Consider the following 16,630-nt stretch of genomic DNA (forward strand, 5'->3'; position numbering starts at 1 on the left):
GTGAAAGGAAGAATTATAATGCCAAAAGATGAAAAATTTCCAATGACCGCCGAAGGGAAAGAAAACCTTCAAAAAGAATTAGAAAACTTACGGTTAAACGAACGTCCTAAGATTATTGAACGAATTAAGATTGCCAGAAGTTATGGTGATTTATCTGAAAACTCAGAATATGAATCCGCTAAGAACGAACAAAGTATGCTAGAAGGCCGGATTTCCACCATTGAACACATGCTTCAATACGCTGAAGTGGTGGACAATGCTGAAACTGATTCAGACCTAGTTAACGTTGGTAAAAAGGTAACGTTTGAAGAACAACCAGATGGTGAACCAGAAACTTACCAAATCGTTGGGGCCGCAGAAGCCGATCCAATGGCTGGTAAAATTTCCAATGATTCCCCAATTGCTAAGGGCTTGTTAGGAAACAAGTTAAATGACATCGTTACCATTAAGATTCCAGCTGGTGACATGATCGTAAAGATTACTAAGGTTGAATAAACTTAATATGGATAATAAAAAAACGACCAATTTTTGGTCGTTTTTTTATTATCTTGATTTACGCTTTTTAAGCCATTGCCACCCAACGATGGTAATTATGATGGAACTAAGACTAATAATGATGCCAGGGGTCAATAATGGTGGCCAGTAGTATAATTTAATCGAATAGTGGCCGGGTTTTAAGTCTGCCCCTACGAACATCTTAGACCACTCTTTAATTGGATGGGGCTTGCCGTTCACTAATAAGTGCCAACCCTTGGCGTACGGGATGGTAGTAGCCAGAGCTTGGTGTTTTTGATGAATGTTGATCGTTCCAATAAACTCCCGGCTGTTAAAGTGCGTAATCTTAAGTGGATTTTGTTGTAACTTCTTGACCTGGGTCTCGAAGTCCTGATTATGGAATTGATAAAGCGTGAAGTTTTGCAATAACACGCTAGACTTCGTTAGTTCTACATTGATCGTAATTGGTTTACCCTTGTCCTTAGAAGCCACGTTCACAATGACCGTATTTCGATAGGTAGGGTATTGATTCAACGGCACCCCATTACGATAGATTTTAACGTTTTGGCTATTTTGAGAACTGCCCAAATTGATTGCATTGCCCAGGGTTAGGTAGTAAGAATCATTTGTTTGAGGGGTAAACGTTAGCATCATGTGGGCGGGTTTTAACAGGTTCTTCTTTTGTAAGAAGGCCCCGGTCAGATTCGATTGTCTAGGAACATTGACGAACGTCGAACTGTCAAAGTTGATTGGTGTGAACATGCGATGTTGATATGTCCGCCCAATTAAATTGTTGAAGATCGTTGATTGGTAAGTAGTTGGATCAACAGCTCTATTTTGGTTAAAGATTTGATTGCTACTTGCGAATGCAATCGGTAGGGCATATTGATTGCGATACGTTTGAACGTTGTGTTGAGTTCGCATTAGATTGTATTGATTTAAGTCCGGTTTAGTGGTTAGTGCCTGCAAGTATTGATTGCTGTCCGGATTACTAGCGTTTAAGAAATACTTCATTGATAGGAATGAATCACTTAACAACGTTCCATTGGAATATTCGGTGAATCCATCACCATCTGGTTGACCAATGTTTTCCATAAATTGCGGCATGGTTTTTTCAAACGTCGATGAGAAATGATCGCCGCCGTTATAATTGGCTTCGAATGGATCGTCCTTGGTTCGATAGAACGTTTTACCAATCCGATAGAATGAGTCATCACTAGCTTTAATTTGATCCACCGGTCGTTTAAGATTGGTAGTGTAATTGACGTAGTTAGGATTAGTAACGTAGGAAATGTTGTTTAGCGAACTAAAGACGTTATAGCCCATTTCACCAATTACTAAAACAATCATGGCGGCGGAAAAGGCCTTGGATGGTTGTCCAAAGAATACTAACACGATTGCGGCAATCATTAATACCGTTCCAATTACGATGTTTTCAGTCGTCAAAAAGTTATTGAATTGCTTTAGGTTTAACGTAATGTAAATGATTCCAGCGGCAATGATGGCAATGATGATCATTTTGGCCCACTGCTTTAATTCATGAATTTGATTAAAAGCGCGGTTACCGAGAAGAATAACCCAAAAACAGAAGATAAATGAGAATCGGTATGGATACCAGATTGGAAATTGCATCGCATGCCAGAATAAATCCAGCGGCTTTAAGCACATCGATAGGAGCAAGAAGGCCGTTACTAGCCCGGCGGCAATCTTTTGGCTGGGTTTGATCGTCCGCAGGAAAAAGAATGCGACGAATGTAATGATTGCCACACTACCGATGAACACATTGGGCGTTCCGTTCGGCATTTGATCAAAGTTAAACGCCCCGTTAAAGAACTTACCGATCAAGTTGATCGGATTATATTCAAACTGCCATTTGACGTTAGTAACGGTGTATTCGGCTTTACTGGTCAGTAGCGCTGAATAAGTAGGTAATAGGAAAAAAGCACTTAATCCACCAGCTAGTAGGGATGTTCCAGCAAATCGACCGATATTTTGGCTAGTGGCTTTTAAGCCCTGCCAATTGACCACTGCGTAGTAGGCAAAGTACAGTACGGCAAAAATACAAATCATGTATGCCATGTAGTAATTAATGATCAACATGGCAGTTAAACTAATTAAATATGTGCGGATGCGATGGGTATCAACAATGCGCTCAATTCCTAGCACGATTAACGGTAACCAGATCATCCCATCTAACCAAATTAAATTTAATTGATTAGCGATGATCCAGCCGTTGAGTGCATACATTGTGGCCCACGCAGGAATTAAATGGACCTGCGTGTTCGATTTACGGTATAATAAATAGGCAAAGCTAAGTCCAGCTAATCCATATTTTAAAACGGTGACCAATAGGATGCCTGAAGCTAGCTGCTTAAGTGGAAATAATAAAAGGACTAAGTTAACCGGGCTCATTAAGTAATAAGCCCATAGTCCCACCATTTCACCACCCAATGCTTTTGAAAATGAATAAAAAAAGCTACTGGGGTTGCTAGTGACCGCGTGCTTAAAGTAGGCAAAAAAGTCAACATATTGTTGGCCCATGTCGACCGTTAGGATACTTTGGTCACCAAATGGTGCCATGTTGCGGTACCAAAAGTAACATGTCATAATAACAAATGGAATTAAGAAGCTAAGGATTAAATACCATCTGCTTTTTAAAAAACGAATCATTAATTCTGCACCTCAAATATAAAATAAATTAAAAAATAGATATTTTCATTGTACATTCTTTACGAAGTAAATAAAATATCATTATATAGTTAATTAAGAATTGCATAAGGAGATTTGCTAGTTTTGAAGAATTTTTTAAGTGGCCTCTTTAAGTCCCATAAAGATAATGGGGAATCTAAAATCTCGTTTCGACTCAACTTCGTGTTCGTGATCGTCGGGATTTTATTTGCAGCGCTAATTGGTAAGTTAGCGTATTTGCAAGTGATTGAAGGTAACCAATATAAGGCCGAAGTTAATCGTTCTGATACGACGATTAAGACTGATAACGTTCAACGGGGGATGATTTATGATTCCACTGGGAAGCTATTGGTCGGCAATAATACCCACCGAGCGGTTACATACACCAAGGGGATTAACGTATTACCAGCGAAAATGTATGATATTGCAACAAAGCTTAGTCAATATATTAAAGTACCAACTGATTCATTGACCAAGCGTCAAATGGCAACGTATTATATTGCCAGTCCAACTAATGCCGAACAGGTCAAAAATAAGTTAAATGGTAATTATACGAGTGATAACCTAGATCAAAAAGAATTGGACTATGTTGTCGATCACATCGATTTACCAAGTAGCATGAAGAATGCAGCTACCATTTATACTAAGATGAATGGTGCCTATCAACTTTCAACGACCTACATCAAGACTAGTAACGTCAGCAATAAAGAAGTTGCCGAAGTGGGTGAACACCTATCTGAAATGCCTGGCATTGAGATTGGGACTAGTTGGTCCCGTGAATACCCACAAGGGAATGCCATCCAAAGTATTATTGGGACGGTATCATCCGAAAAGATCGGGTTACCTAGTGACCGTTTGAATCAATTACTTTCCGAAGGCTATTCTAGAAATGATAGTGTGGGGCAAAGTTACCTAGAAGAACAATATGAACCAACCCTTAAGGGAACTAAGGCGCAAACGCAAGTTGAAGTAACGCGGGGCACTAGCGTTACTAAGGAAATCAAGAAATACGGTGGTCAAAAGGGTGATAACCTACAATTGACCATTAACGATAAGTTCCAAAACAAACTGCAAAGCTTAGTTCGGGATTCTGTGAGCGGCAGTGTTGGTGATTCGACCGGTGCATATGCCGTAGTTATGAATCCACATACTGGAGCCATTGTCGGGATTGCCGGGGTGAACCGGAATCCTAAGACTGGTAAATTAACTGATAACGAATTAGGTGCAATCAATAACTCAATCGTTATGGGGTCTGTGGTTAAGGGAGCGACTGTTTCCGGAGCATTGATGGATGGTGTGATTACGCCTACTAACAACGTCTTGACTGAAAAGCCAATTATTACCGGAGGAACTAAGAAGACATCTTGGTTCAATAAAAACGGTGAAGCGAATATGAACATTGATGCCTCTACCGCCCTAGAAGTTTCTTCTAACTCTTATATGATGCAATTAGCCATGAAAGAAGCCCACTTCAAGTATGTTGAAGGTGGACCATTAACAATGAATCCAAACGTCTTTAATATTATGCGTGGTTACTTTAGTCAGTTTGGATTAGGGGTTAAGACCGGAATCGATATCCCGGGTGAATCAGCCGGGATTCAAGGACTGGGTGGTTCTGCTAACATTGGGCATGCATTAGACTTATCATTTGGGAACTACGATGCCTACACGACATTACAAGTTGCTCAATACATGTCTACGATTGCAAATGGTGGTTACCGTCTTCAACCACACATTGTTCAAGCCATTCGTGGTACTACGTCTACTGGAAAACTAGGTCGGGTTAAGTATGAGTTCCAACCTAAGGTTTTAAATGAAATCAACATGACTCAGGCCCAAAAGAAAGTGGTTACCGATGGATTGTATGACGTGGTTCACGGAACGAACACTTATCGGACTGGAATCAATTTAAATACGATTAAACCTGAAATTTCTGCTAAGACTGGGACTGCTCAAACTTTCTATGGTGGTAAGCATGGAACTGAAACGGTTACCTTAAGTTTAGCTTCATATGCACCATCCAAGGATCCACAAGTTGTGGTTGCTTTAGCCATTCCTAATTTACCAACTGATGCAGAATCAAATAATACTAATTTAGCTAAATCAATTTATGATGCATATTGGAAATATGTCCAATCAGCAACGACAGTTAGTGATGATAATTAGCTGTTAAGTAATTTTCCTTAACATTCTTTTTGAAATTACTAGCATAGTTGCTAAAAAAATGATAAAATGATTTAGTCAATAGTTGTTAAACTCAATTAAAAAACTAATTAAAGTTTGGGGGGATAATAATGCGCGTACACATTACCTTAGAATGTACTAATTGTCACGAACGTAACTACTTATCTAGTAAAAACCGTCGGAACAACCCCGATCGTCTAGAATTAAAGAAGTATTGTCCACGTGACCGTAAAGTTACTTTACACCGTGAAACAAAATAAGGCTTGGGGTTTAACCCAAACCTTTTTTATTATGTAGGATAATAAAAATGAATAAAAAGATACTTCGTAATCAAATTATTAACGAATTAAAATTATCGAAACATTTAGATCAACACTTATATCAACAACTATTTGCGCATCCAGATTGGCAAGCGGCTGATACGGTAGCCATTACTTTGAGCTCAGCCATTGAGTTAGATACGGCTCCGTTAATATCAGCAGCCCACGCCGCTCATAAGCAAGTGGTAGTGCCACGGACATTACCCGGATTTCAAATGGAATTTGTGGTTTATGACAACGACACCCAGCTAGCTCAAACTAAATTTGGAATCATGGAGCCTCAAAATGGCACCGTGGTTCCTAAAACAGCCATTGATTTAATCATTGTGCCGGGGTTATGCTTTGCAACCCAGACAAATGATCGGCTGGGCTTTGGCGGTGGGTTTTATGACCGTTATTTAGCCGATTATCAGGGCCATACGATTAGTTTAGCTTTACCCGCTCAATTATGTGCTACACCCAATTGGGACGTGGATAAGTATGATATCAAGGTACAAACAATCATTAGCTAATGAGGTGGATTTTTGAAAAATAAAGTGGCTCAAATCAATTCACGACCGTTTGTTACCTATACTTTATTATCATTAATGGTATTAGTATTTGTGATAATGACCATTGATGGTGGGACCAACAACGCTGCTAATTTAGTCCGATTCGGGGCTAAATACAACCCCTTGATTCAAGCCGGGCAGTGGTGGAGATTGATTACGCCATTATTTATCCATCTAAGTATTACCCACATTCTGTTTAATGGAATTGCGTTTTACTACATGGGAATTCAACTAGAGTCATTATTTGGGCATTCGCGGTTTTTATTGATTTTCTTTATCTCAGGAATTGTTGGTAATTTAGCTAGTTTTGCGTTTAATGATGATCTGTCTGCTGGTGCAAGTACTGCAATCTTTGGCCTCTTTGGGGCATTTATGATGATTGGGGAAACCTTCTGGGAAAACCCATACGTTAAGCAGATGACCAAGTCATTTGTTCTTTTCATCATTTTAAACTTAGCTTTTGATCTGTTTTCTGCTAATATTGATATTGCAGGACACCTTGGTGGCTTAGTAGGTGGGTTTTTATCCGCCTATTTTGTTGGGCTACCAAGAAAGCGCTTTATTTCGTTACCCAGACAGATAATTGCGACAATTACACTAGTTATCATCGCTCTCGCCTTATTCCACCTTGGATATGTTGGAAAGTACTAAAATTATTTAGTGCATTTTGTGTAAGGATGTGGGACAATGAAAACGTTGTATGATGTTCAACAATTACTAAAACAATTTGGAATTTATGTTTACGTTGGAAAACGCCTTTGGGATATTGAAGTGATGGCTTTAGAGCTAGATCACTTACATGATGCCCACGTGGTTTCCGATAAAGAATTTATTAACGCTAAGTTGGTTCTTAATCACGAACACCGGATTGAAGAACAAAAAGAAGCGAAGAAACACGATTTAGGAGGAATTTAGTAATGGCAGCAAATAAATTAATTGGAATTGACTTAGGTGGAACTACCACAAAGATGGCTTTTTTGACTACCGATGGTCAAGTATTAGAAAAATGGAAGATTGATACTGACATTAGTGATAACGGTAGTCACATTGTGCCAAACATCATTAAGTCAATCAATGAAACCATGGACAACGCTAATCACGTTAAAAGTGATTTTATTGGAATTGGGATGGGTACTCCAGGAACGGTTAACCGTGAAAAAGGAACGGTTACTGGTGCATACAACTTAAACTGGACGACTCCTCAACCAATTAAAGCAGAAATTGAAAAGGGTGTTGGCCTACCATTCGTTGCTGATAACGATGCCAATGCCGCTTCATTAGGTGAATCATGGCGTGGTGCCGGTAGTAAGGAATCAGACGTTGTATTCGTTACCCTTGGTACTGGTGTCGGTGGTGGAGTAATCGTTGATGGTGACTTAGTTCACGGAATCAATGGTGCTGCCGGTGAAATCGGTCACATCACAGTTGTGCCTGATGGGTACCTATGTACTTGTGGTAAGCGTGGTTGTCTAGAACAATACGCTTCAGCTACTGGAATTGTGCATGTTGCTAAGGACTTAGCTGCTGACTTTACTGGAACTTCTCGTTTGAAAGAATTAGAAGATGCTAGAGAAGAAATCACTTCTAAGATTATTTTCTACTTAGCTGATAATGGTGATATTTTAGCTAACCAAGTTGTAGATCGTGTATGTTCTTACTTAGGATTAGCATTAGGTAACATTGGTAATATCTTCAACCCAGGTAGTATCGTTATTGGTGGTGGGGTTTCTAATGCCGGAAACACATTATTACAACCAACCACTAGATACTTCCAAGAAAACGCATTTAAGCCTGTTCGTGACTCTACTCGGATCCGGTTAGCTCAATTAGGAAACGATGCTGGAGTGATGGGTGCTGCTCAATTAGCATACAAGGCATTTGAAAGCAATAAATAATTTTTACTGAGAGGATTGATTAGACCTTGACGTTTCTTATTACCCTAATTTTAATTTTAATCGTATGGGGTGCCTGGTTCTTATTTAATCGTTATCGACTTAAACAAGTCGCTAATGTAATTGATGCTGACCAGTTCAATGAAGTGAAACGACGTGCACAAATTATCGATGTTCGTGAACGCCGTGACTTTAACGCAGGCCATATTTTGGGCGCGCGGAGCATTCCATATTCTACCTTCCGCCAATTTTACGGCGAAATTAGACCGGATTTGCCAGTTATTTTATATGACCAAGGCCAAACCGTTAGTGCAAGAGCAGCAATGTTCTTACATAAAAAGGGTTACCGGAAAATTTTCGTGTTAAAGAGTGGTTATCGTAATTGGAATGGTAAAACCAAAAAAAGAGATGCTTAACTAACATAAGCATCTCTTTTTATTTATGATTAGTATTAACCTTGGTGAGCGGAACGGCTCTTTCTTAAAGAGCGTTTTCTGTTTTCTTCATACTTAGCTTCTTGATCTTCAATGGGATCAACAACTGCCTTTTTGAAGGAGAAAAGTGCTCCAGCAGCACAGCCTAAAGTGGCGAATACTCCTGCAAGAAATCCCTTACTAAAATTACGCATAACATTGCCTCCTTTTAGATAAGCTTTCTATTACATTATGCTTTATTTGCGTTAAATTATCCAGTAACATGAGTGTAAAATATTAAATAATTATGTGAAGGATGCTGTTGAAAATGATTACTAAAATCTTTGCTCACCGTGGCGATAAGCATAACGCGCCAGAAAATACTTTAATTGCGTTTCAAAAGGCAATTGCCGATGGTGTCGATGGCATCGAAACCGATGTACACTTAACTAAGGATGGACACTTAGTCATTATTCATGATGAAGATGTCAGTCGAACTACTGACCATCGTGGGTTAGTTAAAGACTATACACTAGCAGAATTAAAGCAAATGAATGCGAATCCAACCTTTCCAAAGTTAGGCGTTCAACGAATCCCAACGTTAGATGAGCTGGTTCAATTATTAAATCAATTCCACTTTACTGGGGCTTTAAATTTAGAGATTAAGACGGATCATATTCACTATCCGGGCATTGAGCAACGGGTAGCTGATTATTTTCACACCCATTCGTACGGGTTTCAATTAATTTATTCTAGTTTTAACCTAGCCACTACTAATCAGATGATTAAATTAGCTCCTGATGTGGAGACGGCTGGTTTAATGATCTATCATTACCATGCTTTAAAACAGCTCCACGCGCAAAACTTAATCCAAGTTTACCATCCAGAAATTAGGGTGTTACGATTACACCCATTATTCAACCGTCAAACCAATTTTCGACCATGGACGGTTAATTCTAAGTCAGAAATCGCATTCTGTTTAAAACGGCACTATATGGGCTTAATTACCGATGACCCGGTGGTCGCACTGCAGATGCGAACCCAAATTCAAAAGGAAGGTTAACCATGCAAAAAGTATTAGGAATTGTCGGCCCCACCGCAGTGGGTAAGACGAAGCTATCCATTCAGCTAGCCAAACAATTTAACGGTGAAATTATTTCGGGGGATTCGATGCAAGTTTATCGTCACTTAGACGTTGGAACGGCTAAGGTCACACCAACTGAAATGGATGGGATCCCCCATCATTTGATCAATATTTTAGACGTGCACCAACGGTATTCAGCTGCGGATTTTGTAGCCGATGCCAAACAACTGATTATTGAAATTACTAACCGGGGAAAACTGCCGATCATTGCTGGGGGGACTGGCTTTTATCTTCAGGCCCTATTAGCGAACCTAAACCTCGGTGGCGATAGTGAATCTGATGGCCAAGTGCGCCAACAATTACACCAAACGGCACAATCAATTGGCCCAGAAGCAATGTGGCAACGTTTGAACCATGTTGACCCCGATGCGGCGGCTAAAATTCCAGTAAGCAATTTACGACGGGTCATTCGTGCCCTTGAGGTTATTCAAGTGACTGGTAATTTGTTTTCAGCACAACCACAGCTAACGGCTGCGCCATACGATTCATTGCTAATTGGATTGAACACAGATCGGGCTTTATTATACCAACGGATTAACCACCGGGTTGATTTAATGTTAGACCACGGATTATTGAACGAAGCTAAGTGGCTGTTTAATCAAGGTGGCGATGATGTCCCAGCTGGAAAGGGAATTGGCTATCGTGAACTATATCCATATTTAAATGGTCAATGTGATATAGCTAGTGCCGTTGATAAGATCAAACAGGATTCTCGCCACTATGCCAAGCGGCAGTTGACCTGGTTCCGTAATAAAATGAATGTGGCTTGGTTTGACGTTATTCAGCACCCCGCAGCCGTAAATGACGTTAAAAAGCTAACATCAGATTGGCTAAATTAGGTAAATTAATTACTTTATGTTATATTTTATAACATAAAGTGTTGACTCAGATAAAAAAGATGATATTATTATAGATGTTGGAGGGAAACATTATGGGCGAAAAAGAACTACGTCGTTCGTTATCAGTCCTACCGATTGGGACTGTGATGAAATTAACCAACTTAACTGCAAGGCAAATTCGATATTATGAAGAACAAGGCCTGGTACTACCCAAACGTAATGAGGGGAACCGGCGGATGTATTCATTGAATGATATCGACCGTATCTTGGAGATTAAAGATTATTTAAGTGAAGGCATGAACATCGCAGATATTCAATCTGTATTTGCCAAGCGGGAAGCAAAACGCAAGCGTGAACAAGCAGCGCTATCAAAATCGATATCAGATGATGAAGCACGGCGCTTGTTGCACAAAGAGTTTTTGAACCTGGGTGGATTGGCTGGTAACAATAATGATCCTTTTAACAATCGGCTTTAAAATTTGATTTTCATACGTGAGGAGCGATTTATTTATGGCAACACGACACGATTACACTAAAGACGACATTAGAAACATGGTGGAACAAGAAAACGTTAACTTTTTACGGTTAATGTTTACGGATTTATTTGGTACGGTGAAAAACGTTGAACTACCAATTAGTCAATTAGATGAACTACTAGATAATAAGATTATGTTCGATGGTTCATCCATCGAAGGATTCGTTCGAATCGAAGAAAGTGATATGTACCTATTCCCAGATCTTTCTACTTGGATGACATTCCCATGGAGTGCCGAACACGGTAAGATCGCAGGTGTAATTTGTTCTGTTAGAAAACCAAACGGTGAATACTTTGAAGGGGATCCTAGAAATAATTTAATTCGGGTCCTCGATGATATGAAGAAGGCTGGCTTTACATCCTTCAACATTGGACCAGAACCAGAATTCTTCTTGTTCAAGATGGATGCGGATGGCAACCCAACTACTAAGTTAAACGACTCCGGTAGTTACTTTGACCGCGCTCCAATGGATCAAGGAGAAGATTGTCGTCGTGAAATTGTGCTTACGTTAGAAAAGATGGGCTTTGAAGTCGAAGCTGCCCATCACGAAGTTGCTCCTGGTCAACACGAAGTTGACTTTAAGTATGCTGATGCGCTTGAAACCGCAGATAAGATTCAAAACTTTAAAATCGTAGTTAAGACGATTGCTAAACGCCATGGCTTATACGCAACCTTCATGCCAAAACCACTTAGTGGAATTAATGGTTCAGGGATGCACATGAACATGTCATTATTCCATGATAAGGGAAATGCGTTCTTTGATAAGAATGGTGCATTAGAACTATCAGAAGATGCATACCACTTCTTAGGTGGATTATTGAAGCATGCTAAGGCAATTACTGCTATTGGTGATCCAACCGTTAACTCATACAAGCGGTTAGTGCCTGGTTATGAAGCTCCTGTATACATTGCATGGTCTGCTTCTAACCGTTCACCACTAGTTCGGATTCCAGCATCACGGGGCTTAGGAACCCGGTTGGAATTACGGAGTGGTGACCCAACTGCTAACCCATACATGTTCATTGCCGCTTTACTTGAAGCTGGTTTAGATGGGCTTAAGAACAAGATTAAACCAATGGAAGAAACTAGTCGTAACATCTACAAGATGGATTCAGAAGAACGAGTAGATAATGATATCGAAAGCTTACCTGAAACATTAAAGGATGCCTTAGATGAATTAGCTAAGGACGACGTAATTAAAAATGCTTTAGGCGAACGGTTATTGAAGGGCTTCAATACTGCTAAGCGCCTCGAATATGATTCATACAAGCTTCAAGTTTCTGAATGGGAACGTAAGCAATATATGGAACATTACTAAAATTTAAATATTTTAAGGGCAGTCATTCATTAACTTGGATGGCTGTTTTTTTAGTTACATTGTTCGCGACTAAATTTATTGCCAGTGAATTTAACTGTGGTAAAATTAACCTAGGTGTATTTAGGCAATACTTTACATACATACTCTTACATAATTAGCTAAATTTAAAGCGAAGGGATGATCGATAATGCTTTATAACAAATATAAATATAATAAACTAAACGATAAAAAAATATTAAAAAAGGTGAAGAAACAATGGATCGTAGTGTCAGTATCCATGCTAACAGCACTTGGTGGTGCAACGATTCTTTCACAACACATCGCTCATGCTGATACAACAGAAAATGCTAATCATACTAGTGATGATACTAGTAGTACCACTATTCAATCGAGTAGCAATATAGTAACTAGTGCTGCTAATGTTTCAAATTCTGCAGCTTATACCAGTGCGACTTCAACGGCACCATCAGCATCAGCCACGGAAAGTGTTGAATCCACTACAACTAGTAGTAGTGTAACTACTACTCAAGACAGTAGTGCCAGCCAAACTACCTCTTCTTCAAGTACTGATAATAGCAGTCAAAATAGTAGTAGCAATAATGATGCTACTACTACAAGCAGTAATGCTTCTGATAGTGGCAGTTCATCAGCCAGTGCAGATAGTAAAACTAGTGACAGTAACGATAGTGGCAATAGTAAGGCTAGTGATAGTAACACAGGTAGTGAAAGTGCCTCCAATAGTACCACTAGTAGTGCCAGTGCTTCTAATTCCAATCGTGATCAAACATCTGCCACTAACAGTAGCGACGCCAAGAGCAATACAAACACTAATTCTACCCAATCCAGCACAGTAAGTAGCGCTTCAAGTGAAACTGCCTCCAGTAGTACTAATAGTGGGAATAGTAGTGCTAGTGATTCTAAGTCAACAACGAATAGTTCCAGCAGTAGCTCAACGAGTGGCAGCAGTAGTAGTTCTAACGAACAAGTTTTGACTACCGATGTTCAATCCCTAGGATCAACTTCAATCGCTTATCGTGATGGGGTTTTATTAGCAGCTACTAATACTCAATCTTCAGGCAGTAGTTCGGCTACTTATGATCAAGTGATGGCTTCATTAGCGGCAATTCGTTCGAATGCTTCTTTAATTGCGAACTCTGCTAGTTCTTTTTCTGCATTTTTCAATAGTGTTGCCAGCGCAATGAGCTATGCTAACTCAAATAGTGCATACATCGATTCATATTACGCAATGAGCAGTAGTGCTAGTGCAATGTCATCTGCATATTCGCAATATACATCCATTAGCTCAGCTGCATCATCTCAAAATAATTACGTTAATAAAACGGCCAACTCCATCACTAGTTCTAACTTCAATAGTTATGTCTTTGATATTAGTTTGATGGCGATTGCTAATGATAGTTATGCTAGCCAAGCCAGCAATAACTTTACTGTAGCTAGTAGTGCGGTTACTTCCATTAATTCCGAGTATAGTGCTACCTCTAGTTACTATGCCTTAGCAGATTCTGCCGGGGCTAACGCTGCCAATACTACTAATACTACTGTTAATGTTACTACCGCTCAGCAATTTAATGCCGCTGTGCTAAATCCATACGTATATCAAATTAACGTCTTAAACAATATGAGTTTAAAGGATGCTGGGTACAGTGATACTGACGTTACTAAAACAGTTACTAAGAATACGCCTGGTAAGGATTTTGTAATTAATGGGTTGCAAAAGGACGGTAGCACTTGGTCAACGATTAACTACGTCGGTGTTGGTTATGATGTCCAAAACGTCAATACGTACAGAGCACAAAATCAAAATGTTTATGGGACCAGTGGATTTGGATTTATTTCTGATAATGGAAGCACTACGCTTGCTAGTATACCTATTTATTTGAACAATATTAACTATACTGGTGGACAAGCAATTTATGCTAACAACAGTAGTGTGTTTATTGATAATAAGGTTACTATCTCATCTGTTAATAATTATACTGCCCAAAACATCCCTGGTGATACTGGGCAACATGCTGGTGTTAGTAGTGCTGATCAAAATCAACGGAACATGCAGGTTAATTCTTTAACAGTTAACGATGGTGCTACGTATACAGGGAATACTTATAATGGGAACGTTATAGAACTTAATGGTAGCTTTACGGTTGCTAAAACGGCTACCGTTAATTTGAATCCTAATGGTCAATCTAACCATACCGATTTTAGTTCTAACCCGAACAATGGGAATGGGCTACAGAGTACTGCGGCTCAAGCATTGTCTTCCAAAGGTAATGTTTATGTGTATGGAAATATCAATATTAGTAATGGGACTAGCCGTCAAGGTTCATATGGGACCACTGCATTGAACATTAGTGCCGGCGCCAATGTATACGTTGATGGTGGTAAAATCAACGTTAATATTCAGGGGATGCCATCCGCATATCCAGTTTATATTGCTGGGAATTTAACCGTCCAAAATAATGGTCAGTTAAATGTAATTGGTCAAAATGTTGGTGGTTATGGTAATATTCTTTCCTATGTTCGTGGTTCTTTAACTTCACAAACGGGTGGTCTAATTCACTTATCACTTAATGGTATTACTGGTAATGGGCAGCCTTACTTACTTCAAGTTGGTAGTGGATCAAGCGTTAACATTATTAACCAAGGGAACATTCAAATTGATAGTGATGGTAATTATCTTGATAGTAGAGTTAATCCGGTCCTACTTTATGTTCAAGACTCAACAGCTAAGGTTAATATTAATAATCCTGGGAATACGGTTGTATTTGATATGGATACTACTCAATCTGATCCATCAAAGAAGAGCACAGCTGGAGACATCACAAACGCAGACATTACTGCTTATTCCGTTGGGATTAACAACATGGGTAATACGCAGGGGAGTTATTATAAAATTGTTGTGCCAAATAGTAAGAGTGGTAGTGCAATTACCTATTACAACGCTCAAACTGGAACCATGAATAATTTGCAGGGTAGTTATACGACTTTATCTGGTTCTAAGTACCTATCCTTTACCCCATCACCATCATTTGACTTCCAATCCCCACTTAGTGTTAGAGCCATTTCTACTGGTGGGTATCAAGTTAGTGGAACGTTATCACTAAAGAACTATAGTCAAAGTGTAATTAATGGTAATAAGTATCTTTACGTTGATGTTAAGGTTAATAACAATCGATTGCCATCCCTTCAATCTAATGGACAAGCCTACGTTGATTCTACTAGCGCTGATAGTAACGGGGATAATCAATCCTATATCGATAGGATTGATGTTAGTCAAATTAGTTCAGATGGCACGGTGCCGTTTAGTTACTTTATCCCAGCATCTTATTTGAATTCTAATGGTCGATTCGACACCATTAGTGTTATTGCGCACTACTATGTTTCTACAGTTGAAAGTCGTTTAGACAATCCACAAACTAGTAACAACAGTACGACTAACGTAAATAGTTCAACATATATTGATAACCCCACCACTAACCAAATGTTAGCCAATAGTCAAAGCTTGATCTACCAAGATATTAAAACTCAAGCGAACAATAATCCAATCCAAATTGTTGATACCGCTTCTGTTAACTCGGCTACAGCTGCCCAATCAAGTGCCAGTGATATCAGTAGTCAGTTATCTAGTGTGGCAACAGCGATCAATGCTAATGTTGCCAGTGCCAGCAGTAGTGCAGCCGCGCTGAATACTGCCTATCAAAGTGCCTCCTCTGCTTATTCATTAGCACAAAGTCAAGCTAGTGTTGCTAGTAGTTTAAACAGTAGCGCTAGTTCTAGCATGAGTGCTAGTGTCAGTCAACTTAGTTCAGCATTTGCAGCAGCTACTATTCAGTCAAGTTCAGCAGCTGTTTCTTTAAGTGTGGCTATTTCGACCCAAGGTTCGTTTAATAGTTTGGCTACTGCAATTAGTGGAAACGTTTATTTAGCAAATTCACATGCTAGTCGAGTTCTTGCAAATGACAATGCAGAAGCTAAATTAGCTGATTTTAGTTCTGCCCAATCTGACGCCAGTAATGCAGTTGCATATGCTAATTTAGCATCGAGTGGATTAGCAACAGCCTTAACTTACAATACGACAATTGCATCAGCGTCAGCATCCATCGCAACTGAGAGTAATGCAATCGCTAGTGCGGTAACTAGTGATAGCTTTACAAGTTCAGTAAAGCAGGTAGCTAATGCCTACCAAAGTACCACTTCGTCTAATTACAATTCATAAGTGGCTGCTGCTGGTAGCT

15 protein-coding genes are annotated in these 16,630 nt (G+C 39.4%); 13 read left to right on the forward strand and 2 right to left on the reverse strand.

Translation table 11 applies throughout. The features are described 5' to 3' along the window. The first annotated feature begins 18 nt into the window (after positions 1–18). Positions 19–495: a transcription elongation factor GreA gene (gene greA / locus R4146_RS05075; protein WP_339960334.1), complete on the forward strand. Its 477-nt coding sequence runs from the start codon at positions 19–21 to the stop codon at positions 493–495. Between the two features lie 48 nt (positions 496–543). On the opposite strand, the gene R4146_RS05080 is transcribed toward greA, so the two are convergent. Beyond that, the gene (locus R4146_RS05080; RefSeq protein WP_339960335.1) at positions 544–3,165 is read right to left on the reverse strand and encodes a YfhO family protein; all 2,622 of its coding nucleotides are present in this window, start codon (positions 3,163–3,165) and stop codon (positions 544–546) included. A 123-nt stretch (positions 3,166–3,288) separates the two neighbouring features. On the opposite strand from R4146_RS05080, the gene R4146_RS05085 reads away from it, so the two are divergent. The 7 genes from R4146_RS05085 to R4146_RS05115 all read left to right on the forward strand — a co-directional run bounded on the left by R4146_RS05085 (position 3,289) and on the right by R4146_RS05115 (position 8,546). After that, positions 3,289–5,349 carry a peptidoglycan D,D-transpeptidase FtsI family protein gene (locus tag R4146_RS05085; RefSeq protein ID WP_339960336.1) on the forward strand — a complete coding sequence of 687 codons (2,061 nt, stop codon included), beginning with the start codon at positions 3,289–3,291 and terminating at the stop codon, positions 5,347–5,349. 128 nt (positions 5,350–5,477) lie between these two features. Then, positions 5,478–5,627 (forward strand): 50S ribosomal protein L33, encoded by a 150-nt coding sequence (gene rpmG, locus R4146_RS05090; protein ID WP_339960338.1) that lies wholly within the window; start codon positions 5,478–5,480, stop codon positions 5,625–5,627. Positions 5,628–5,674: 47 nt separating this feature from the next. Then, complete coding sequence (locus tag R4146_RS05095) at positions 5,675–6,199, forward strand: 5-formyltetrahydrofolate cyclo-ligase (protein ID WP_339960339.1); 525 nt, start codon at positions 5,675–5,677, stop codon at positions 6,197–6,199. Positions 6,200–6,211: 12 nt separating this feature from the next. Beyond that, positions 6,212–6,889 carry a rhomboid family intramembrane serine protease gene (locus R4146_RS05100; protein ID WP_373695339.1) on the forward strand — a complete coding sequence of 226 codons (678 nt, stop codon included), beginning with the start codon at positions 6,212–6,214 and terminating at the stop codon, positions 6,887–6,889. A 36-nt stretch (positions 6,890–6,925) separates the two neighbouring features. Continuing rightward, entirely contained in the window at positions 6,926–7,153 is a 228-nt protein-coding gene (locus R4146_RS05105) for a YqgQ family protein (protein ID WP_339960340.1), read from the forward strand. Between the two features lie 2 nt (positions 7,154–7,155). Beyond that, positions 7,156–8,133, forward strand: coding sequence for an ROK family glucokinase (locus R4146_RS05110; RefSeq protein ID WP_339960341.1), 978 nt, complete (start codon positions 7,156–7,158; stop codon positions 8,131–8,133). 26 nt (positions 8,134–8,159) lie between these two features. Further along, positions 8,160–8,546: a rhodanese-like domain-containing protein gene (locus R4146_RS05115; RefSeq protein WP_339960342.1), complete on the forward strand. Its 387-nt coding sequence runs from the start codon at positions 8,160–8,162 to the stop codon at positions 8,544–8,546. A gap of 35 nt (positions 8,547–8,581) precedes the next feature. Here the strand turns inward: R4146_RS05115 and R4146_RS05120 are convergent, their stop codons facing one another. Further along, on the reverse strand, positions 8,582–8,758 hold the full coding sequence (locus R4146_RS05120) for a DUF3042 family protein (RefSeq protein WP_339960344.1): 177 nt from the start codon (positions 8,756–8,758) through the stop codon (positions 8,582–8,584). A 113-nt stretch (positions 8,759–8,871) separates the two neighbouring features. Here R4146_RS05120 and R4146_RS05125 point away from each other — a divergent pair, with 113 nt between their 5' ends. The 5 genes from R4146_RS05125 to R4146_RS05145 all read left to right on the forward strand — a co-directional run bounded on the left by R4146_RS05125 (position 8,872) and on the right by R4146_RS05145 (position 16,611). Beyond that, positions 8,872–9,606: a glycerophosphodiester phosphodiesterase family protein gene (locus R4146_RS05125; RefSeq protein ID WP_339960346.1), complete on the forward strand. Its 735-nt coding sequence runs from the start codon at positions 8,872–8,874 to the stop codon at positions 9,604–9,606. Between the two features lie 2 nt (positions 9,607–9,608). Next, positions 9,609–10,526, forward strand: a complete 918-nt coding sequence (miaA, locus tag R4146_RS05130; protein ID WP_339960347.1) for a tRNA (adenosine(37)-N6)-dimethylallyltransferase MiaA — start codon at positions 9,609–9,611, stop codon at positions 10,524–10,526. Positions 10,527–10,618: 92 nt separating this feature from the next. Then, complete coding sequence (locus tag R4146_RS05135) at positions 10,619–11,002, forward strand: MerR family transcriptional regulator (protein ID WP_339960348.1); 384 nt, start codon at positions 10,619–10,621, stop codon at positions 11,000–11,002. Positions 11,003–11,036: 34 nt separating this feature from the next. Then, a complete protein-coding gene (gene glnA, locus R4146_RS05140) occupies positions 11,037–12,380 on the forward strand; it encodes a type I glutamate--ammonia ligase (protein WP_339960349.1) in 1,344 nt (447 codons plus the stop codon). Positions 12,381–12,567: 187 nt separating this feature from the next. Next, complete coding sequence (locus R4146_RS05145; protein WP_339960350.1) at positions 12,568–16,611, forward strand: beta strand repeat-containing protein; 4,044 nt, start codon at positions 12,568–12,570, stop codon at positions 16,609–16,611. The last annotated feature ends 19 nt before the right edge of the window (positions 16,612–16,630 follow it).

This window comes from Nicoliella lavandulae (assembly GCF_037546185.1).
Taxonomy (GTDB): domain Bacteria; phylum Bacillota; class Bacilli; order Lactobacillales; family Lactobacillaceae; genus Nicoliella; species Nicoliella lavandulae.

Excerpts from the sequence above, each read along its gene's own strand:
- greA (WP_339960334.1), top strand. The coding sequence starts at position 19 with ATGCCAAAAGATGAAAAATTTCCAATGACCGCCGAAGGGAAAGAAAAC.
- R4146_RS05080 (WP_339960335.1), bottom strand. The coding sequence starts at position 3,165 with ATGATTCGTTTTTTAAAAAGCAGATGGTATTTAATCCTTAGCTTCTTA.
- rpmG (WP_339960338.1), top strand. The coding sequence starts at position 5,478 with ATGCGCGTACACATTACCTTAGAATGTACTAATTGTCACGAACGTAAC.
- R4146_RS05095 (WP_339960339.1), top strand. The coding sequence starts at position 5,675 with ATGAATAAAAAGATACTTCGTAATCAAATTATTAACGAATTAAAATTA.
- R4146_RS05105 (WP_339960340.1), top strand. The coding sequence starts at position 6,926 with ATGAAAACGTTGTATGATGTTCAACAATTACTAAAACAATTTGGAATT.
- R4146_RS05110 (WP_339960341.1), top strand. The coding sequence starts at position 7,156 with ATGGCAGCAAATAAATTAATTGGAATTGACTTAGGTGGAACTACCACA.
- R4146_RS05120 (WP_339960344.1), bottom strand. The coding sequence starts at position 8,758 with ATGCGTAATTTTAGTAAGGGATTTCTTGCAGGAGTATTCGCCACTTTA.
- R4146_RS05125 (WP_339960346.1), top strand. The coding sequence starts at position 8,872 with ATGATTACTAAAATCTTTGCTCACCGTGGCGATAAGCATAACGCGCCA.
- miaA (WP_339960347.1), top strand. The coding sequence starts at position 9,609 with ATGCAAAAAGTATTAGGAATTGTCGGCCCCACCGCAGTGGGTAAGACG.
- R4146_RS05135 (WP_339960348.1), top strand. The coding sequence starts at position 10,619 with ATGGGCGAAAAAGAACTACGTCGTTCGTTATCAGTCCTACCGATTGGG.
- glnA (WP_339960349.1), top strand. The coding sequence starts at position 11,037 with ATGGCAACACGACACGATTACACTAAAGACGACATTAGAAACATGGTG.
- R4146_RS05145 (WP_339960350.1), top strand. The coding sequence starts at position 12,568 with ATGCTTTATAACAAATATAAATATAATAAACTAAACGATAAAAAAATA.